Here is an 18661-nt window from a genome sequence, read left to right as displayed (position 1 = left end):
CAAAGGACAAGCGAAATGACGTTCCAACCGAAATCCGACTTCCTGCGCATCATCATCGAGCGCGGCTTCCTCGCCGATTGCACCGACCTGCAAGGGCTGGACGAGGCGCTGCTGAAGGGCGTGGTTCCGGCCTATATCGGCTATGACGCGACGGCGAAATCGCTGCATGTCGGGCATCTGTTGAACATCATGCTGCTGCGCTGGTTCCAGAAGACCGGGCACAAGCCGATCACCCTGATGGGCGGCGGCACGACCAAGGTGGGCGATCCCTCGTTCCGCTCGGAAGAGCGCCCGCTGCTCACGCCCGAGGCGATCGACGGCAATATCGACAGCATGAAGCAGGTCTTCGCCAAGTACCTCGCCTATGGCGAGGGCGCGGGCGATGCCATCATGCGCAACAATGCCGAATGGCTGGACGGGTTGAACTATCTGGAATTCCTGCGCGACATCGGGCGACATTTCAGCGTCAACCGGATGCTGTCGTTTGAATCGGTGAAGTCGCGCATCGACCGCGAGCAATCGCTGAGCTTCCTCGAATTCAACTACATGATCCTGCAAGCCTATGATTTCCTGGAGCTTCGGCGCCGCTATGGCTGCCTGTTGCAGATGGGGGGCTCCGATCAATGGGGCAACATCGTCAACGGCATAGACCTGACCCGCCGGGTGATCGACGAGCAGATCTTCGGCCTGACGACGCCTTTGTTGACCACCTCGGACGGCCGCAAAATGGGCAAATCGCAGGGTGGTGCGGTCTGGCTGAACGGCGACATGCTCAGCCCCTATGAATTCTGGCAGTTCTGGCGCAACACCACCGACGCCGATGTCGGCCGTTTCCTCAAGCTCTATACCGAGCTGCCGGTCGAGGAATGCAACCGGCTGGGCGCGCTGGCCGGGTCCGAGATCAACGCGGCCAAGGTCATCCTCGCCAATGAGGTGACGACGCTCTGCCACGGGGCGGAAGCCGCGGCGGCGGCCGAGGCGACAGCGCGGGCGGTCTTCGAGGAGGGCGGCCTGGGCGAGGATCTGCCGCGCGTCGTTCTGGAGGCGGCCGAGGCGGCCGAAGGTGTCTCCATCGTGCAGCTTTTCGTCCGCGCGGGTCTGGCGAAATCTGGCAAGGATGCCAAGCGGCTGATCGCCGAGGGTGGCGCGCGTCTGAATGACGAGGCGCTGAGCGATTCCGGGCTGGTCATCAAGGCTGAGGACCTGACCTCGCCCCTGAAGCTGACCGCGGGGCGCAAGCGGCACGCGCTGGTGGCGCTGGATTGAACGTCAGGCATTTTAACGTCTGACGATACGATCTGCCTGCAAGATTATGATCTTGCTTTATTAAAAGCCGGCCCCTCATCGGGCCGGCTTACTTATCCTCAGGCGGCGCGGCGAAGCACCCGCGAACGTCGCCCTTGACGCCGCAATGCAGCGCAACCCGCCCGCGTCAGCTCCGGCCATTGATCTGACATTCACCCCGCCGCTTTCCCACCCCGCAACACCCTCGGCGCCAGCCCGAACCGCCGCCGGAAGGCGCGTGAGAAGCTCGACCGGTCGGCAAAGCCGCACCGCAGGGCGATCTCCTGGATCGGATGGGCGGTATCGGCCATCATCCGCCGCGCCGCCTGAAGCCGCAGCTCCAGATAGGCCGCCCCCGGCCCCTGCCCCAGCCCCTCGCGGAACAGCTGCTCCAGCCGCCGCAGACCGATCCCCTGCGCCCCGGCAACGAGCGCCAGATCCAGCGGCTCGTCGAGATGCTGGCTCATCAGCGTCAGCGCCGCGGAAAGGCGCGGATCGCGGGCGCCGGGCAGAAGCCCCGGGCGCTGCGGCCGGGCCCCGTCGGCACGCGTCTCATAGAGGAAGGAATCGGCGACCCGCCCGGCCACACCCGCGCCGCAGCGGCTGCCGATCAGATGCAGCATCAGATCGGCGGCGGGCACGGCGCCGCCCGCGGTGAAGCGGTTGCGCGAGATCACGAACCGGTCGGGCACCACGTCGATGGCCGGAAAGGCGGCGGCGAAATCCTCCAGATCCTCCCAATGGACGGTGGCCCGGTGCCCGTCCAGAAGCCCCGCGCGCGCCAGCACCCAGGGTCCGGCATCGACCCCGCCGATGGCCCTGAACCGGCCCGCCATCCGCCGCAAGCCCGCCAGCAGCGCCCGGGTCGCCACCTCCGCCTGCGAATAGCCCGCGACGGCGATCAGCACCTCAGCCCCTTCCGCCGCCGCCAACCCGCCCGAGGACGGCAGCTCGATCCCGCAGGTCAGCGGCACCGGCCCGCCCTCGGGCGAGACCACGCGCCAGCGAAAACCCGCCCGTCCCAGATGCCGGTTCGCCGCCCGCAACGGGTCCAGGACCGAGGCGACCTCAAGGATCGAGGCGCGCGGCAGGACCAGCACGGCAATATCCAGCGGCTGCGGCGTGGGGGCAAAGATGCTTTCGGAAATGGCCATGTTTCTTTCGTAATCCGCCAACTTCGGCGCCGCAAGCCTGCTAGGCTGGCCCCAGAACGGGAGAGAACCATGCCTTTGACCATGAATCGCGAGGTCTTCATCACCTGTGCCGTGACCGGCTCGGGCGGAACGCAGGACCGCAGCCCGCATGTGCCGCGCAGCCCGGCGCAGATCGCCGAAAGCGCCATCGACGCCGCCAAGGCGGGCGCCGCGGTGGTCCATTGCCACGTCCGCGACCCCGAGACCGGCGCCCCTTCCCGCGACCCCGCGCTCTACCGCGAAGTGACGGAGCGGATCCGCGATTCGGGGACCGATGTGGTGCTGAACCTGACGGCCGGGATGGGGGGTGACCTCCTGTTCTACGGGACCGAGGCGATGAACCGCATGTCGCAGAAATCCGACATGGCGGGCGCGGCCGAGCGCGTGGCCCATGTCGTCGACTGCCGGCCCGAGATCTGCACCCTCGATTGCGGCACGATGAACTTTGCCGAGGCCGATTACGTCATGGTCAACACGCCGGGCATGCTGCGCGACATGGCGCAGCGCATGACCGATAGCGGCGTGCAGATCGAGATCGAGGCCTTCGACACCGGCCATCTGTGGTTCGCCAAACAGTTGGTGGCCGAGGGGATCATCCGCGACCCGGTGCTGGTGCAGCTGTGCATGGGCGTGCCCTGGGGGGCGCCCGACGATCTGAACACCTTCCTGGCCATGGTCAACAACGTGCCCGCCGGTTGGCATTGGTCGGCCTTCGCGCTGGGACGCCACCAGATGCCCTATGTCGCAGCCTCGGTCCTGGCCGGGGGGAATGTGCGCGTCGGGCTGGAGGACAATCTGTGGCTCGACAAGGGTGTCCTGGCGACCAATGAGCAACTTGTTGAAAAGGCTGTTGGAATTATCGAAGGCCTGGGCGCGCGGGTCATCACCCCGGCCGAGGTCCGTGCGCGGCTGAAGCTGGAAAAGCGGGCCCCGCTGTGAAGCGCGCCCTCGCCCTGATCCTGCTGCTGGCGGCCTGCACGCCCGGCGAGGAACCCCGACAAGGAGTCCTCGACGCCGCTGCCCGCAGCCAGTGCATTGCCGCGGGCGGCGAGGTCCGGCGTGGCGGACGGCTGGGCCTTGAGTTCTGCGCCGAACGCTCGCCGCAGGCCGGTCAGGCCTGCAGCCGCGCCTCTGACTGCTCCTCGTGGTGCGACGCGACCAGCCGCACCTGTGCCCCTTACAACGATCCCTTCGGCTGCCGTTCCTTCCTCGACGAGGCGGGCCAGCCGGTCGAGATCTGCGTCGACTGACCGGAGTTCATCCATGACCACCAATCGCAAGGCCGCCATCATCGGCGGGGGTGTCATCGGCGGCGGCTGGGCCGCGCGCTTCCTGCTATCGGGCTGGGATGTGGCGGTCTATGACCCCGACCCGGAAGCGCCCCGCAAGGTCGGCGAGGTGCTGGCCAATGCCCGCGCCGCGCTGCCCGCACTGGCCGATGTGCCGATGCCTGCCGAGGGACGTCTGACCTTCGCCGACAGCGTGCACGATGCCGTGGAAGGCGCTGAGTATATTCAGGAATCCGTCTCGGAACGGCTGGACCTGAAGCACCGGGTCTATGCCCAGATCCAGCAATCGGCGCCGGATGCGCTGCTGGGTTCGTCGACCTCGGGCTTCAAACCCTCGGAATTGCAGCAGAATGCCGCGAACCCGGCCGCGATCTTCGTCGCCCATCCGTTCAACCCGGTGTATCTGCTGCCCCTGGCCGAAGTTGTGCCATCGCCGAAGAACGATCCGGAGGCGATTGAAAAGGCAAAGGAAATCCTGCGCGAGATCGGGATGTTCCCGCTGCATGTCAGGAAAGAGATCGACGCCCATATCGCCGACCGTTTCCTCGAAGCCGTCTGGCGCGAGGCGCTGTGGCTGGTCAAGGACGGCATCGCCACCACCGAGGAGATCGACGAGGCGATCCGGATGGGTTTCGGGCTGCGCTGGGGCCAGATGGGTCTGTTCGAGACCTACCGCGTGGCCGGAGGCGAGGCGGGCATGAAGCATTTCATGGCGCAATTTGGCCCCTGCCTGCAGTGGCCCTGGACCAAGCTGACGGACGTGCCCGAGTTCAACGACGAGCTGGTCGATCTGATCGCCGGACAATCGGATGCGCAATCCGGCCATCACTCGATCCGCGAGCTGGAGCGGATCCGCGACCGCAACCTGATCGGCTTCCTGCGGGTGTTGAAGGAACGCAACTGGGGTGCGGGAAAGGTGCTGCTGGACCACGACGAACGGCGTAGGATGGGCAATATTGCCCATCCTACCGGCTCGGGCGCGCCCATGGTGCTGTCGCATCAGCAGGTTCTGCCGGGCTGGATCGACTACAACGGCCATATGACCGAGAGCCGGTATCTCTTTGCCTCGTCCGAGACTTGCGACGCCTTCCTCCGTCATATCGGCGCCGGGATGGACTATGTCGCGGGCGGGCACAGCTATTACACCGCCGAGAGCCACATCCTGCATGCGGGCGAGGCGAAGCTGGGCGACCGGCTGACGGGGTCCGTGCAGGTGCTGGGCGCCGACGAGAAGCGGCTGCATCTGTTCATCCGCATCGAGCGGGAGGGCATGCTGGTCGCCTCGGTCGAGCAGATGCTGCTGCATGTCGACATGAAAGCGGGCAAGTCCTGCCCCGCCGCGTCCGAGGTTCTGGCGCGGTTGATGCCCATCGCCGAGGCGCATCAGGCCCTGCCGCGCCCCGAGACCGCCGGACGACACGTCGGACAGAGGAAAAGCTGATGCATTTCGGATTGTCAGACGAACAGCGGATGATCGTCGAGACCACCCGCGCCTTCGTCGAGACCGAGCTGTACCCGCATGAGGCGCTGGTCGAACGGACCGGCCATCTGCCGATGGAGCTGATCCGCGAGCTGCAGAAAAAGGCCATGGAGGCAGGGCTTTACGCGGCGAACATGCCGGAGGAGCTGGGCGGCGCGGGGCTCGATACCCTGTCCTGGCTGCTCTATGAGCGCGAACTCGGCCGGGCGAATTATGCCCTGCACTGGACCTGCGTGGCGCGGCCCTCGAACATCCTGCTCGCTGGCACGCCCGAGCAGCGCGAGCGGTATCTCATGCCCTGCATCCGTGGCGAGACCTGGGATTGCCTCGCCATGACCGAACCCGGCGCGGGGTCGGATCTGCGCGGGATGACGGCCAGCGCCCGCCCCGACGGTGGCGACTGGGTGCTGAACGGCACCAAGCATTTCATCAGCCACGCCGATGTCGCGGGCTTCACCATCGCTTTCATGGCCACGGGCGAGGAAGAGACGCCGCGCGGCCGGAAGAAGAAGATCACCGCCTTCTTCGTTGACAAGGGCACCAAGGGTTTCACCGTGCGCGACGGCTATCGCAACGTCTCGCACCGGGGCTACACCAATTCGGTGCTGGAATTCGGCGATTGCCGGGTGCCGGCCGAGAACATCCTGGGCGAGGTCCACAAGGGCTTCGAGGTGGCGAATGACTGGCTGGGGGCGACGCGGTTGCAGGTCGCCTCGACCTCGATCGGGCGGGCCCACCGGGCGCTGGAACACGCGCTGACCTATGCCGCCCAACGCAAGCAGTTCGGCCAGCAGATCGGCAAGTTCCAGGGGGTCAGTTTCAAGCTGGCGGACATGGCGCTGGAGCTGAAGGCGGCGGAGCTGCTGACCTTCGAGGCGGCATGGAAATTCGACGAGGGCAGTGTCACCGACGCCGACATGGCCATGGCCAAGCTGAAGGCGACCGAGGCGCTGGCGATGATCGCCGACGAGGCGATCCAGATCCACGGCGGCATGGGGTTGATGGACGAATTGCCTTTGGAGCGGATCTGGCGCGACGCGCGGGTCGAACGGATCTGGGAAGGCACCTCCGAGATCCAGCGGCACATCATCAGCCGGGAATTGCTGCGCGCCGTCGGCGGCTGACCAGGGCGGGGGGCTGCTCGCCCCCCGCACCCCCTCGCCAAAGGGGGCACGCCCCCTTTGGAAACCCGTGGATATTTGGAGAACAAAGATGGGCAGCGCGCCCGCGACCCTCTCGCCCGACCCGCGCCTGTCGCGCCTGCTGCGCCCCCGCTCCATCGCGGTGCTGGGCGCCGGTTGGGCGCAGAATGTGATCGAGCAATGCCGCAGGATGGGCTTTGACGGGCCCGTCTGGCCGATCCATCCGACCCGCGCCGAGATCGCCGGCATGCCCTGCCTGCGCGCGCTGGCCGAGTTGCCGCAGGCGCCGGATGCCGTCTTCATCGGCGTGAACCGTTTCGCCACCGTCGAGGTGGTGCGCGAGCTTGCCGCCATGGGCGCGGGCGGGGCGATCTGTTTCGCCTCGGGCTGGGAGGAGGCAGGCGAGGCCGGGTTGCAGGCGCAGCTGGTCGCGGCGGCGGGTGCCATGCCGATCCTCGGGCCGAATTGCTATGGCGTCATCAACTACCTCGACGGCGCGCTGCTCTGGCCCGACCAGCACGGCGGACGGCGGGTCGAGCGCGGCGTGGCGCTGATCAGCCAATCCTCGAACATCGTCATCAACCTGACCATGCAGGCGCGCGGCCTGCCGGTGGCCTATGTTGCCTGCCTGGGCAATGCCGCGCAGGTGGGGCTGGCGGAACTGGCGGGCGCGGTGCTGGCCGATCCGCGGGTCACGGCGTTGGGCCTTTATGTCGAGGGGATCGACGACGCCCCCGCCTTTGCCGCGCTGGCCGAGGCGGCGCGGGCCGCGGGCAAGGGCATGGTGGTGGTGAAATCCGGCAAGACCGAGGCCTCGCGCGCCGCCGCCGCCTCGCACACGGCGGCTTTGGCGGGGGGCGGGGCGGCTTCGTCGGCCTTCCTGCGGCAGGCGGGCGTGGCCGAGGTCGACACGTTGGGCGCGCTGATCGAGGCCTTGAAGATCCTCCATGTCCACGGGCCGGGGATCGGCGCGCGGCTCTGCTCGCTGTCCTGTTCGGGCGGCGAGGCGGGGCTGGTGGCCGATCTGGGCGCGACGGCGGGCGTGGTCTTCGAGCCGCCGACGGACAGCCAGAAGGCCCGCCTCGGCGCCGTGCTGGGCCCGCTGGTGACGCTGGCCAACCCTCTGGATTACCACACCTTCATCTGGGGCGACGGGCCGAAGACCGAAGCGGTCTTCACCGCCATGCTGGAGGGCTATGACGCCGGGATCTTCGTCATCGACCCGCCGCGTCCCGACCGCTGCGACCCGGCCAGTTTCGAACCGGCGATCCGCGCCATCGAGGTGGCGCAGGCGGTGACCGGTAGGCCCGCCTTCCCGGTCGCCTCGCTGCCCGAGAATTTCGACGAGGACCGCGCGATCGCCATGATCGCCCGCGGCGTGGTGCCGCTGATGGGGCTGGAAACCGCGCTGGAGGCGCTGGTCGCGGCGCAGCGGCCTGCGGGGCTGGCGGGCTGGCGGCCCTGGGGCGTGACGCCGGGGGGCGAGGCGGTGTTGATCGACGAGGCGCGGGCGAAGGCTATGCTGGCGGCCGCCGGCATCGCCGTGCCGAAAGGCGTGACCGCGAAGGGCCTTGCCGCCCTGGATGCGCGCGGCCTGACCGCCCCTTTCGCGCTGAAGGGGCTGGGCTTTGCCCACAAGACCGAGGCCGGGGCGGTGCGGCTGGGCGTGACCGATCCCTGCGCCGAGGCCGAGATGCCGGGTGCCCGGGGCTATCTCTGCGAAGAGATGGTGACGGGCGGCCTCGCCGAGCTCTTGCTCGGCATCCGCCGCGACCCGGTCTATGGCGCGACGCTGACGCTGGGTCTGGGCGGGGTGACGGCCGAGCTTCTGGCCGATACGGTGACGCTGGTCGCCCCGGTGACGCGGGCCGAGATCGAGGCGGCGCTGAAAGGGCTCAGACTCTGGCCGCTGCTCGACGGCTGGCGGGGGCGGGCGAAACCGGCGGTTGGCCGGGCCATCGACGCCGCGCTGGCGATGCAATCAATGATGGCGGCCGATCCGGCGCTGCAGGAGATCGAGGTGAACCCGCTGATCCTGACGGCAACCGAGGCAGTCGCCGTAGACGCAGTAATCTGGAGGCAGAGATGAAAGACCGCACCGAGGGCCCGATCAAGACCCGCCGCGAGGGCGGCATCCTGGAGGTGACGCTGGACCGGCCCAAGGCCAATGCCATCGACCTCGCCACCAGCCGGATCATGGGCGATGTCTTCAAGGCCTTCCGCGACGACGACGGGCTCAGGGTGGCGATCCTGCGGGCCGAGGGCGAGAAATTCTTCTGCCCCGGCTGGGATCTGAAAGCGGCGGCTGGGGGCGATGCGGTGGACGGGGATTACGGCGTCGGCGGTTTCGGCGGCTTGCAGGAACTGCCGAACCTCAACAAGCCGGTGATCGCTGCGGTCAACGGCATCTGCTGCGGCGGCGGGCTGGAACTGGCACTGAGCTGCGACCTGATCCTCGCCTCGGACACCGCGAGTTTCGCCCTGCCCGAAATCCGCTCTGGCACCGTGGCCGACGCCGCCTCGATCAAGCTGCCAAAGCGCATCCCCTATCATGTGGCGATGGACCTCCTGCTGACCGGCCGCTGGTTCGACGTCGATGAGGCGAAACATTGGGGCCTGATCAAGGAGATCTGCCCCCCGGAAGAACTCCGCACCCGCGCCTGGGACCTCGCCCGGCTCCTCGAATCCGGGCCACCGCTGGTCTTCGCCGCCATCAAGGAAGTGGTGCGAGAGGCCGAGGCGATGCGCTTCCAGGACGCGCTGAACCGGATCACCAAGCGCCAGTTCCCCACCGTCGACCGGCTCTATGGCTCCGAAGACCTGCACGAGGGGCAACGCGCCTTCACCGAGAAACGCGACCCGGTCTGGAAGGGGCGCTGAGCTTGTCCCTGGCATGGGAGGTCCGGCCCCACCCGGCAAGACCCGGCGCCTGAATTCGGGGCCAACCCTTCCGTCAGGGCCGCCCCGCCCCCTCTTTGTTCCTCAAATATCCCGGGGGGTCCGGGGGGCAGCGCCCCCCGGCTGGTCGCCCGAGGAGCCCGTGCGCCAGCACGGGGGACGAGGGCGAAACCCCTCGCCCTTGCGCGGGCGCGGCGGCGCGGCTATCCCCGCCGGGAAAGGATCCCGCATGCCGCTCCTCCTGCGTCTCTATCTTGCCTTCGCCGCGGTCTCGGCGCCGTTCTGGCGGCTGGTGCTGTGGATCCGGCAGCGTCAGGGGCGCGAGGATCCGCGGCGCGGGCGCGAGAAGCTGGGCCATGCCTCGCAATCGCGGCCCGAGGGCGTGCTTTTGTGGTTCCACGCCGTCTCGGTCGGCGAGGCGCAGGCGCTGGTCACGCTGCTCGACCGGCTGACCGCCGCCCATGCCGATCTCACCATCCTCCTCACCACCCATACCACCGCCTCGGCCGAGGCTCTGGCCCGGCGCGGCCTGCCCGACCGGGTGCTCCATCAATTCGCCCCGGCCGATTACCCCGGCGCGCTCGACCGCTTCATGGCCCATTGGCGCCCCGATGCGCTGATCGTGGCCGAGGCCGATCTCTGGCCGCTGATGCTGCGCCGGGCGCGCCGTGCCGGGCTGCCGATGGTGCTGATCAACACCCATGTGACCGAGCGCCGCTACCGCCGCCGCCGCCGCATGGTCGCCACCAACGGCGCGCTGATGGACCTTTTCGACCGGATTCTTGTACAGGATGCGGATTCGATGGCGCGTTACCGCGATCTGGGCGCGCCCGCCGGGAAGATGTCGGTGATGGGGGTGCTGAAGGCCGCGTCCGACCCCCTGCCCGACCGGCCCGAGGCCCGCGCCCTGCTGGAGGCCCAGATCGCCGGGCGGCCGGTCTGGCTGGCGGCCTCGACCAAATCGGTGGAAGAGCCGCAACTCATGCAGGCGCAGGCGCTGGCGCATGAGGCGTTGCCGGACCTCTTGTTCCTCATCGCGCCGCGCAAGCCCGCCGAGGCCGACGGCACCGAGGCCGCGGCGCGCGCCCATTTCCCGCCCGGGGCCATTGCCCGGCGGTCGCGCGGCGAGGCGATCACCGCCGCGACCCGGGTCTATATCGCCGACACGATCGGCGAGATGGGGCTCTGGTATCGCCTCGCGCCCGTCGCCTATACCGGCAACTCGCTCCGCGTGCCGGGCGTGACCCTCACCGGCAAGAACCCGTTCGAGGCCGTGGCGCTGGGCGCGCTGGTCCTGCACGGCCCCGATACCGGCAATTTCGCCGAAGCCTATGCCCGGCTCAAGGCCGCAGGCGGCGCGCTGGAGGTGGCCGATGCCGCCGCCTTGGCCCGGGCCGTGGTCGCCGCCCAGGACCCCGCCTTCCGCGCCCCCTATCTGGCCGGCGCCGCCCGGGTTCAGGCCGAGAACCAGCACCCGCTGGAGGTCTCGCTCAAGGCGATGGAGGCGGTTCTGGACGGCCTTCTGGACGGGCGCCCCGCCTCGCGCTAAGCCCGAAGTCTCACAGTGAAGGAGGGCCAGGCATGCCAGAGGAACCCCGGGGGGTCCTGACGGTTGCGGTGATGACCTACAACCGGCCCGCGCATCTGCGCAATTGCCTGGAGTCGATCGCCCGCCATCTGCCCGGCGTGCCGGTCCTGGTGCTGGACGACCGCAGTGACGACCCGGCGCAGGTTGCCTTGCTGGCCGAGGTCGCGGCGGCTGGCGAGCAGGTGGTGACCGGCAAGGCAGGCGAGGAATGGCACGGCGGCCTCTACGCCAACATGCAGAAGGCGCTCGACCTCTGCCAGACGCCGCTGCTGCTCTATCTGCAGGACGACACGCAGCTGGTGCGCAGCCCCGGAACCGGGGAGGTCGCAGCGGTTCTGGGGCTTCTGGAACAGCCCGGGGCCGGGTTCGTCTCACCGTTTTTCGTCAAGGCACGCAAGGGCTTCCAGTGGCGCGGGCGGTTCGCCCCCTCGGCCGATGGCCAATTCCTGCTGCCCGGGATCAACGCCCGCAAGGGCCGCCGCCACCTGAGCTATTCCGACATCTGCATCGCCCATGTGCCCAGCCTGCGGGCGGCGGGCTGGACCTTCGTGGGGTCCGAGGGCGCGAATTCCGGGCAGGCGGCGCGGCTCTTCCCGGCGGGCATGGCGTTGATGCACGCGCCCTGGGGCTTCTATTGCCCCGAGGTGCCGGTCTTCCGCTACCGCTCGCGCGGGCATACGCTGGCCGGGCGGATCGCCGCGCGCCGGGCCGGGGACAGCGTGAAGCGCTTCCGCGCGCTGTCGCCCGACCGGGTCGCCGCGCTGCGGAACCGGTCGCCGGGCCTTCTGCCGCTGGCCGAGAGCTGGCTTGAGCCCGAAGACCCCGGCGTGCGCCGTCCCTTCGTCTATGCCGACATGCAGCGGTCCCGCTGGCTGTGGCTGCTGCACAAGGGCGAGCTGGCGCTCAGGCGGCTCAGCGGCGGGTCAGGCTGACCAGAGCGCCTCAAGCACCGGATCGCGCTGCCAGACACGTTCCCCGGCCGTGGCCTCGCGCCCTTCCTTCCAGCGCATCGAGATGTCGTGGCAATGCGCGAACCAGAATTCGGGCGAGGCCTTGAAGGCCGCGCGCGGTAGCGCTTCCAGCGAATGGGTCATCCAGGACCAGCCGGCCAGCGCGCCATCGGGGCGGATCACGTATTTCGTCGGGCAGGGTTTGCTGCGCGCCGGGTCAATCCAGAGGTGGTCGGCATGCCGCGCGCGCTGGCCCGACGGGACGCGCGAAAAGCGCCAATAGCCCGGCACCGTCAGGAACCCCAGCTTTCGCGCCACCGCCGCGTCAAACACGCTGCGCCCGCTGGTCGAGATCATCAGCTCGTCGATATCGCACGACAGCACCGCCCGCGCGCGGGTCAGGTAGAGGTCGCGGTGAAGGTTGGCGATCGCCGTCTGCAGGAAGCGCGCCTGCGAGGCGCGGCGGCAGATCGCCGAGCTGGGCCCGTAGCGAAAGGGCACCGAGGTCACGCGCAGGCCCTTGAGGAAATCGAGCCGCGACAGCCGCTCGGCCAGCTCCCCGGGCGTATAGGCGGTGCTGCCGTTGTCGGCGATCACCAGCCCGTTGGCGCCGTGGTGGCGGTGGTGATAGGTGATCCAATCCTCGATCCAGTCCAGATCGTTGTTCTGCGACATGGTGTAGAGGGTGTTGAGCCCGGCCAGCGCCTGCAGGTCCTGGGTCAGGACCGGCATACTCAGCCGCTGGCCCGCCACCTCCATGAACAGCGTGCCGACCGGCCGGTCGAGCGGGAATTCCGCCGTGACATAGCGTTTGAAGCGGCGCAGCCGGGGGGCGGGCAGCGGCCCGGCCTCGGTCTCGTAACGCGCGCTCCGCAGCAGGGGGCGCAGGTTCAGCCCCGGCGGCCCGAAGAGCCTGAGCCGCCCCTCGCCCGCCAGCCAGACCGCCCCGTACCACAGCGTCACATCGTCATAACGCGCCCTCAGCGCCGGATCCTCGGTGCGGAAGGACGAAAGGCGCGGCAGGCGGCGGCGCGGCGCCTCGGCCGGGACCACGATCCCGGTCAGGGCCTGCGTCAGGGTCTGGATCGGGCGGGGCTCGGGCATGGGGGTTCCGGGGTGAACAGACGCGGCGGACCCTAGCCCTTGCCCGGCAGCGCTTCAAGCCGGATGCCGGTCGGGCAAGGTTTGGCGCGACAAGAAGCAGATATTGCACACATGCAGCAATCCGACCCCCTTCTGTGCGATCATTCACAGAATATGTGCAGGCCGAGAGGGGCGATCACGCATTCGCGAGAAGTCTCGCACCGAATGCGTGCGTATCCTGATCCCGGATCGACAACAGGGAGACCTCGATGCCTCGCCTTCTGACTGCGCTCGCCACCGCCGCAGCCCTCGCGCTGCCGACGCTCGCCACCGCCCAGGACATGAACCCGAACGTCGCGGCCCGCCATGCGGTCATGGACGTTCTGGCCTATAACCTGGGGCAGATCGGCGGCATGGCTCAGGGCCGCATGCCCTATGACGCCGCCGTCGCCTCGGCGGCCGCCAACAACATCTACCATCTGTCGATGCTGGACATCGCCCCGATGTTCGCCGAGGGCACCGACAACGCCTCGGCCCAGGGCTCGCGCGCGCTGCCGGCGATCTGGACCGACATGGACGGGTTCAACGCCCGCTGGGCCGCGCTGCAGACCGCGGCCGAGGCGATGAAGGACGCGGCCGGCACCGACCTCGCCTCGCTGCAGGGCGCGATGGGCGGCCTCGGCGGCGCCTGCGGCGCCTGCCACCAGACCTATCGCCAGCCGCAGTAAGCACCGCATGCTGGCGCGCCTGGGTACATTCGCACTCGTCCTCGCCGCTGTCGGCGGGGGCGCCTTCTGGGTGCTGACCAGGCCCGCCAGCCTGTCGGCCGACACGCTGACCGCGCTGCAATCGCACAGCGCCGACCCGCAGCACGGCGAACAGGTCTTCTGGACCGCCGGCTGCGCGTCTTGCCACACCGCGCCCTCGGTCGATGCCACGGCCTCGACCGAAGCGCGGATGGTTCTGGCCGGGGGGCGCAGCTTCGTCACGCCCTTCGGCACCTTCCGCGCCCCCAATATCTCGCCCGATCCCGAGGCCGGGATCGGCGGCTGGACGCTGGAGCAATTTGCCACCGCCGTCATGCTGGGCGTTTCGCCCGAGGGGGCGCATTACTACCCCGCCTTCCCCTACACGACCTATACCCATGCCACGCCCGGGGATATCGCCGACCTCTGGGCCTATTGGCAGATGCTGCCCGCGGATCCGACGCCTTCGGCCGCGCATGAGGTGGGCTTCCCCTTCTCGATGCGCCGCGGGCTCGGCCTGTGGAAGATGCTGAACTTCGACCCCGCCTTCGCCACGCCGGTCCCCGAGGATCCCGAAGCCGCGCGCGGTCATTATCTGGTCGAGGCGCTGGGCCATTGCGCCGAATGCCACACGCCGCGCGATGCGCTGGGCGGGCTCGACCGGTCTCAATGGCTGGCGGGGGCGCCCAATCCGGTGGGCGAGGGGCGGATCCCGGCCCTGCCGCCGCAGGGGTGGACCGCCTTCGATATCGCCGCCTATCTGGAAACCGGCTTCACGCCCGAATTCGATACGGCAGGCGGCGAGATGGCCGATGTCGTCGCCAACATCAGCCGGATAGCCGCCCCGGACAGGGCGGCCATCGCGGCCTATCTCGTGGCGCTCAGAGCATCGCCCAATCCGTGAAACGGTGGGTCGGTGCCGGCTTCTGGGGGGCCGGTTTCTGGCTGCTCTTGCGCGTTTGGGTCGACATTGTCCTTGCCTTTGTGTCTGCACGATCCGTTTCGAATCGCGTCCGTTACATCACTCTGTCGCAGTGCCTCCGCAAGAGGTTCAAACGGAAACGTGTCCAATTTGAGGCGACTTATCCACAGCCTGAGCGGAAGGCCGCCCGGCGCCTTTTCGCCCTTGACTAAAGGGGCTCCTGCCCCCCAAACCTGCGCCATGAGTTCCGCGCGCCTGACCATCGACCTCGACGCCGTCGCCGCCAATTGGCAGCGGCTTTCCCGCCTGTCGCAAGCCGAGACCGGCGCCACGGTCAAGGCCGATGCCTATGGGCTGGGCGCCGGGCCGGTGGTCAAGAAACTCGCCGGGGCCGGGGCGCGCACCTTCTTCGTGGCCTTGGCCGAAGAGGGCGCGGCGATCCGTCAGGCTTTGGGCGCCGGGCCGCGGATCTTCGTCTTTTCGGGCCATATGGCGGGGGATGCGCCGAGCCTGCGCAACCTCGACCTGATCCCGCTGCTGAATTCGGCCGAACAGCTGACCCGCCACGCGGAATCGCTGGCCGGCCATCCCTTCGGCATCCAGCTCGACACCGGGATGAACCGGCTGGGGATGGAGCCCGCCGAATGGGCCGCCGTCCGCGCCGTCGGCCTGCCCGGCGCGCCGCAGCTGGTCATGTCGCATCTGGCCTGCGCCGACGAGCCGCAGCATCTGATGAACCCCGGCCAGTTGGGCGCCTTCCTCGAAATGACCGAAGGGATGACCGCGCCCCGCTCGCTGGCGGCGACGGGGGGCATGCTGCTGGGACCGGATTACCATTTCGACCTCTGCCGTCCCGGCATCGGTCTTTACGGCGGCGCCCCCTTCGAACAGGCGCAGCCGGTCGCCACGCTGTCGCTGCCGGTGGTGCAGGTCCGCGACGTGGAGCCGCACGAGGCGGTGGGCTATTCCTGCACCTGGGTCGCGCCGCGCCCCTCGCGCATCGCCACCGTCGCCGCGGGCTATGCCGACGGGCTGCTGCGCACGCTCTCGGGCAAGGCGATCCTCTGGGCGGGCGAGATCCCCTGCCCCGTCGTCGGCCGCGTGTCGATGGACCTTATCACTGTCGATGTGACGGAACTGGACAGCGACCCGGTGTCGCTGGATATCCTGGGACCGCGGCAGGATGTGGACGATCTGGCGGAACTGGCCGGCACCATCGGCTATGAGATCCTGACATCGCTCGGCAACCGCTACCGCCGCCGCTATGTCGGGGCGCCCTCGTGAACCCCGTCGCGACGCTGGGCGCCACCGGCCGCGGATTGGCCGGGGCGCTGGGCGCGCTGGGCCGCTTCGTGGGCTTCACCGGTCAGGCGCTGGGCTGGATGCTGCGCCCGCCCTTCCACCTGCGTGAGGTGGCGGCGCAGCTGGTGCAGATCGGCTGGCTGTCGCTGCCGGTGGTGGGCATGACCGCGCTCTTCACCGGCGCCGCGCTGGCCTTGCAGATCTTCGCGGGCTCAGCCCGCTACGGCGCCGAATTCGCCGTCCCCTCGATCACCGCCATCGGCATGGTGCGCGAGCTGGGCCCGGTGCTGGGCGGGCTGATGGTGGCGGCGCGCGTCGCCTCCTCGATCGCGGCCGAGATCGGCACGATGAAGGTCTCCGAACAGCTCGACGCGCTGAAGACGCTGGCGGTGGAGCCGATGCAATTCCTGACCGTGCCCCGGCTGGTCGCAGCAACGCTGGCCATGCCGGTGCTGGTGGCGGTGGGCGATTCCATCGGCATCCTCGGCGGCTATGCGGTGGGCGTCACGCGGCTTGGTTTCGACGGCCCGACCTATCTGCGCAACACGCTGGATTTCCTCGAATTCTGGGACATCGCCTCGGGCCTCGTGAAGGGCGCGGTCTTCGGCTTCCTGGTGGCGCTGTCGGGCTGCTATTTCGGCATGAACTCGGGGCGCGGCGCGCAGGGCGTGGGCGAGGCCACCAAATCGGCGGTGGTGCTGGCCTCGGTGCTGATTCTCGCGTCGAATTACCTGCTGACCGAAGCGTTCTTTTCCGCATGATCCGGGCCGAGGGATTGCACAAGGCCTTCGGGCAGAAGACGGTCCTGCGCGGGGTCAGCTTCGAGGTGCCGAAGGGCCAGAGCCTGGTGGTGATCGGCGGCTCCGGCACCGGCAAGTCGGTGTTGCTGAAATGCCTGCTGGGGCTGGAGCGCGCCGATAGCGGCGAGGTCGCGCTGGCCGGGCTGAAGAACCCCACACCCCATGCCGTCGCCCCGCATATCGGCATGCTGTTCCAGGGCGCCGCGCTCTTTGATTCGCTGCCGGTCTGGCAGAATGTCGCCTTCCGCCTGATGCGCGGCACCGGCCGGATGGGCCGGGTCGAGGCACGGGCCCTCGCGGTCGAAAAGCTGGCCCGCGTGGGGCTCGGGCCGGAAGTGGCGGATCTTTTCCCCGCCGAACTCTCGGGCGGGATGCAGAAGCGTGTCGGGCTGGCGCGAGCCATCGCTGGCGACCCGCCGGTCCTCTTCTTCGACGAACCGACGGCGGGGCTGGACCCGATCATGTCGGCGGTGATCAACGCGCTGATCCGCGGCATCGTCACCGAGATGGGGGCGACGGCGCTGACCATCACCCATGACATGCGCACGGTCCGCGATGTCGCCGACCGGGTGGCGATGCTGCACGAGGGCCGTTTCCACTGGCAGGGCCCGACCGCCGAAGCCTTCAGCTCGGACGATCCGGTACTGCGGCAATTCACCGAAGGGCGGACCGAAGGCCCGATCCCGACGCTGCGCTGAGCGTGCGCCCTCGTCCCGCGGGCAACCAAGGCGGGGGTGAGCGGCGCCTCGGAAATGCACCGGTCGCGGGGCCGGATCCGCGGAAACCCTCGCCCCCCCCCGCGAGAATTCAGCGCCCCAAGATGACGACCAACAGAAGCGGGCGCCTTCGGGCGCGGCCCCGACCACTGCGCAGCGCCACCACCGCGCGACCGATACCCGCTACCGGGCGGCGCCCTGCCCTTTCACTTTGTCGAAAATACGCAATCCTCCGCCCCCACCGCCCGCCGCCCCCAAAGGAAGCGCCGCGCTGACCTGAGGCAGCGGGCCGCAGGCGGGGTGGGCGGGCGGGAGCCTGCGGCCCGCTGCCTCAGGTCTCGTCCTCGGGCAGGTCCAGGGCCATGGGCGCCATGGCGGCCATCATCGGGAAGTCCGGCGCTGCAACCTCCTCGTCCTCCAACGGAGCTGCGGCGGGCATCGCCCGGCCCGGGGGCGCGGCGTCGAGCATCGGCGATGGCGGCAACCCGCCGGGCCAGCCGGTCAGGCGCACCGCCCGCATGCCACGGGTCTGGCCCAACCGCCCCACCGCCTGCACCGCGCCATCCAGCGCCACCAGCTGCACTTCCTCCAGGTTCGAGAGCGGCAGCGTCAGGCTGCTGCCCGGCCCCAGCGCCAGAACCTCGGCCAGAGGCAGCGTCACCCGGCCCAGTTCGGCCCTGAGCGAGGCGGGCGCCCGCATGACCGCCGCGTTCAGCGCCTCGGACCAGTCGCGGGCCGGTTCCTCTGCCGAGGCGACCACCTCGGCCGCATCGGGTCGCGGCAGGGCCAGCATCAGCCGCAGGGGCCGCGTCACGCTGCCCGAGACGACCACGGCGGTCAGCGCCACCAGATCATAGTCGATCTCTTCCAGGATCACCGGCAGCAGGCGGTGATCCGCCACCGGACGGCCGCAGCGCAGCCCCGACAGCGGGTCCTCCGCCCCGAGGCCGGCCAGCGTTGCGTCGATCACCTCGGCCAGCAGGGCGGCATCGGTCGTGGTCGGGCGGCGCGGGCCGGTGGGCCGGGCGGCGAGCCGGCCCATGGTCATCGCCTCGATCACCGCGCCGAAGCCTTCCTGATCCATCAGCGCCAGCGCCGGGGCCTCGGCCCCGGTCAGCAGCGTCACAAAGGCCTCGGGATCGTAAGCATCCGCCGAAGGCCGCAGCCGTGCTATATTGATCAGAGGCTTCTGGGTGCGGCTTTTGGTTTGCGCGGCTTTGGGGCCCATTTTTTGGCGAGGCGCTCGAAGTTGTCGAGGATACGGCCGA

17 protein-coding genes are annotated in these 18661 nt (G+C 69.2%); 14 read left to right on the top strand and 3 right to left on the bottom strand.

The window, feature by feature from the left end; all coding sequences use genetic code 11:
* Positions 1-15: 15 nt before the first annotated feature.
* Positions 16-1266 (top strand): tyrosine--tRNA ligase, encoded by a 1251-nt coding sequence (tyrS, locus tag DDE23_RS12115; RefSeq protein ID WP_107752015.1) that lies wholly within the window; start codon positions 16-18, stop codon positions 1264-1266.
* A 191-nt stretch (positions 1267-1457) separates the two neighbouring features.
* Here tyrS and DDE23_RS12110 read toward each other — a convergent pair whose 3' ends face one another.
* Positions 1458-2438 carry a GlxA family transcriptional regulator gene (locus DDE23_RS12110; RefSeq protein ID WP_107752014.1) on the bottom strand — a complete coding sequence of 327 codons (981 nt, stop codon included), beginning with the start codon at positions 2436-2438 and terminating at the stop codon, positions 1458-1460.
* A gap of 69 nt (positions 2439-2507) precedes the next feature.
* Here DDE23_RS12110 and bcoG point away from each other — a divergent pair, with 69 nt between their 5' ends.
* From bcoG to DDE23_RS12070, 8 genes are all read left to right on the top strand, one after another.
* On the top strand, positions 2508-3416 hold the full coding sequence (bcoG, locus tag DDE23_RS12105; RefSeq protein ID WP_107752013.1) for a 3-dehydrocarnitine:acetyl-CoA trimethylamine transferase BcoG: 909 nt from the start codon (positions 2508-2510) through the stop codon (positions 3414-3416).
* Entirely contained in the window at positions 3413-3727 is a 315-nt protein-coding gene (locus tag DDE23_RS12100) for a hypothetical protein (RefSeq protein WP_107752012.1), read from the top strand. Before bcoG ends, DDE23_RS12100 begins: the two co-directional genes overlap by 4 nt.
* Positions 3728-3740: 13 nt before the next feature.
* Complete coding sequence (locus DDE23_RS12095) at positions 3741-5207, top strand: carnitine 3-dehydrogenase (protein ID WP_107752011.1); 1467 nt, start codon at positions 3741-3743, stop codon at positions 5205-5207.
* Positions 5207-6370 (top strand): acyl-CoA dehydrogenase family protein, encoded by a 1164-nt coding sequence (locus tag DDE23_RS12090; RefSeq protein WP_107752010.1) that lies wholly within the window; start codon positions 5207-5209, stop codon positions 6368-6370. Before DDE23_RS12095 ends, DDE23_RS12090 begins: the two co-directional genes overlap by 1 nt.
* An 88-nt stretch (positions 6371-6458) precedes the next feature.
* Positions 6459-8477: an acetate--CoA ligase family protein gene (locus DDE23_RS12085; RefSeq protein ID WP_107752009.1), complete on the top strand. Its 2019-nt coding sequence runs from the start codon at positions 6459-6461 to the stop codon at positions 8475-8477.
* The gene (locus DDE23_RS12080) at positions 8474-9268 is read left to right on the top strand and encodes a carnitinyl-CoA dehydratase (protein WP_107752008.1); all 795 of its coding nucleotides are present in this window, start codon (positions 8474-8476) and stop codon (positions 9266-9268) included. The genes DDE23_RS12085 and DDE23_RS12080 overlap by 4 nt, the downstream gene beginning before the upstream one ends.
* A gap of 247 nt (positions 9269-9515) precedes the next feature.
* Entirely contained in the window at positions 9516-10835 is a 1320-nt protein-coding gene (locus DDE23_RS12075; RefSeq protein WP_170121843.1) for a 3-deoxy-D-manno-octulosonic acid transferase, read from the top strand.
* 32 nt (positions 10836-10867) lie between these two features.
* A complete protein-coding gene (locus DDE23_RS12070) occupies positions 10868-11806 on the top strand; it encodes a glycosyltransferase family A protein (protein WP_107752006.1) in 939 nt (312 codons plus the stop codon).
* On the opposite strand, the gene DDE23_RS12065 is transcribed toward DDE23_RS12070, so the two are convergent.
* Positions 11798-12928, bottom strand: coding sequence for a hypothetical protein (locus DDE23_RS12065; RefSeq protein WP_107752005.1), 1131 nt, complete (start codon positions 12926-12928; stop codon positions 11798-11800). The genes DDE23_RS12070 and DDE23_RS12065 overlap by 9 nt on opposite strands.
* 248 nt (positions 12929-13176) lie before the next feature.
* Here DDE23_RS12065 and DDE23_RS12060 point away from each other — a divergent pair, with 248 nt between their 5' ends.
* The 5 genes from DDE23_RS12060 to DDE23_RS12040 all read left to right on the top strand — a co-directional run bounded on the left by DDE23_RS12060 (position 13177) and on the right by DDE23_RS12040 (position 17375).
* Positions 13177-13635, top strand: coding sequence for a c-type cytochrome (locus DDE23_RS12060; RefSeq protein ID WP_107752004.1), 459 nt, complete (start codon positions 13177-13179; stop codon positions 13633-13635).
* 7 nt (positions 13636-13642) lie between these two features.
* Complete coding sequence (locus DDE23_RS12055; RefSeq protein WP_107752003.1) at positions 13643-14557, top strand: c-type cytochrome; 915 nt, start codon at positions 13643-13645, stop codon at positions 14555-14557.
* A gap of 258 nt (positions 14558-14815) precedes the next feature.
* Positions 14816-15859, top strand: a complete 1044-nt coding sequence (gene alr / locus DDE23_RS12050) for an alanine racemase (protein ID WP_107752002.1) — start codon at positions 14816-14818, stop codon at positions 15857-15859.
* Positions 15856-16638, top strand: coding sequence for an MlaE family ABC transporter permease (locus DDE23_RS12045; protein ID WP_107752001.1), 783 nt, complete (start codon positions 15856-15858; stop codon positions 16636-16638). Before alr ends, DDE23_RS12045 begins: the two co-directional genes overlap by 4 nt.
* Complete coding sequence (locus DDE23_RS12040) at positions 16635-17375, top strand: ABC transporter ATP-binding protein (protein ID WP_107752000.1); 741 nt, start codon at positions 16635-16637, stop codon at positions 17373-17375. The genes DDE23_RS12045 and DDE23_RS12040 overlap by 4 nt, the downstream gene beginning before the upstream one ends.
* Positions 17376-17724: 349 nt before the next feature.
* Here DDE23_RS12040 and DDE23_RS12035 read toward each other — a convergent pair whose 3' ends face one another.
* Entirely contained in the window at positions 17725-18519 is a 795-nt protein-coding gene (locus tag DDE23_RS12035) for a FliM/FliN family flagellar motor switch protein (protein WP_146179597.1), read from the bottom strand.
* Positions 18520-18661 lie beyond the last annotated feature (142 nt).

It is taken from the genome of Pararhodobacter aggregans, from assembly GCF_003075525.1.
GTDB lineage: Bacteria > Pseudomonadota > Alphaproteobacteria > Rhodobacterales > Rhodobacteraceae > Pararhodobacter > Pararhodobacter aggregans.
This window is presented reverse-complemented; position numbering and strand designations above follow the sequence as displayed.

Coding starts and splice junctions, on each gene's coding strand:
- tyrS (WP_107752015.1), top strand. CDS start 16: ATGACGTTCCAACCGAAATCCGACTTCCTGCGCATCATCATCGAGCGC.
- DDE23_RS12110 (WP_107752014.1), bottom strand. CDS start 2,438: ATGGCCATTTCCGAAAGCATCTTTGCCCCCACGCCGCAGCCGCTGGAT.
- bcoG (WP_107752013.1), top strand. CDS start 2,508: ATGCCTTTGACCATGAATCGCGAGGTCTTCATCACCTGTGCCGTGACC.
- DDE23_RS12095 (WP_107752011.1), top strand. CDS start 3,741: ATGACCACCAATCGCAAGGCCGCCATCATCGGCGGGGGTGTCATCGGC.
- DDE23_RS12090 (WP_107752010.1), top strand. CDS start 5,207: ATGCATTTCGGATTGTCAGACGAACAGCGGATGATCGTCGAGACCACC.
- DDE23_RS12085 (WP_107752009.1), top strand. CDS start 6,459: ATGGGCAGCGCGCCCGCGACCCTCTCGCCCGACCCGCGCCTGTCGCGC.
- DDE23_RS12080 (WP_107752008.1), top strand. CDS start 8,474: ATGAAAGACCGCACCGAGGGCCCGATCAAGACCCGCCGCGAGGGCGGC.
- DDE23_RS12075 (WP_170121843.1), top strand. CDS start 9,516: ATGCCGCTCCTCCTGCGTCTCTATCTTGCCTTCGCCGCGGTCTCGGCG.
- DDE23_RS12070 (WP_107752006.1), top strand. CDS start 10,868: ATGCCAGAGGAACCCCGGGGGGTCCTGACGGTTGCGGTGATGACCTAC.
- DDE23_RS12065 (WP_107752005.1), bottom strand. CDS start 12,928: ATGCCCGAGCCCCGCCCGATCCAGACCCTGACGCAGGCCCTGACCGGG.
- DDE23_RS12060 (WP_107752004.1), top strand. CDS start 13,177: ATGCCTCGCCTTCTGACTGCGCTCGCCACCGCCGCAGCCCTCGCGCTG.
- DDE23_RS12055 (WP_107752003.1), top strand. CDS start 13,643: ATGCTGGCGCGCCTGGGTACATTCGCACTCGTCCTCGCCGCTGTCGGC.
- alr (WP_107752002.1), top strand. CDS start 14,816: ATGAGTTCCGCGCGCCTGACCATCGACCTCGACGCCGTCGCCGCCAAT.
- DDE23_RS12040 (WP_107752000.1), top strand. CDS start 16,635: ATGATCCGGGCCGAGGGATTGCACAAGGCCTTCGGGCAGAAGACGGTC.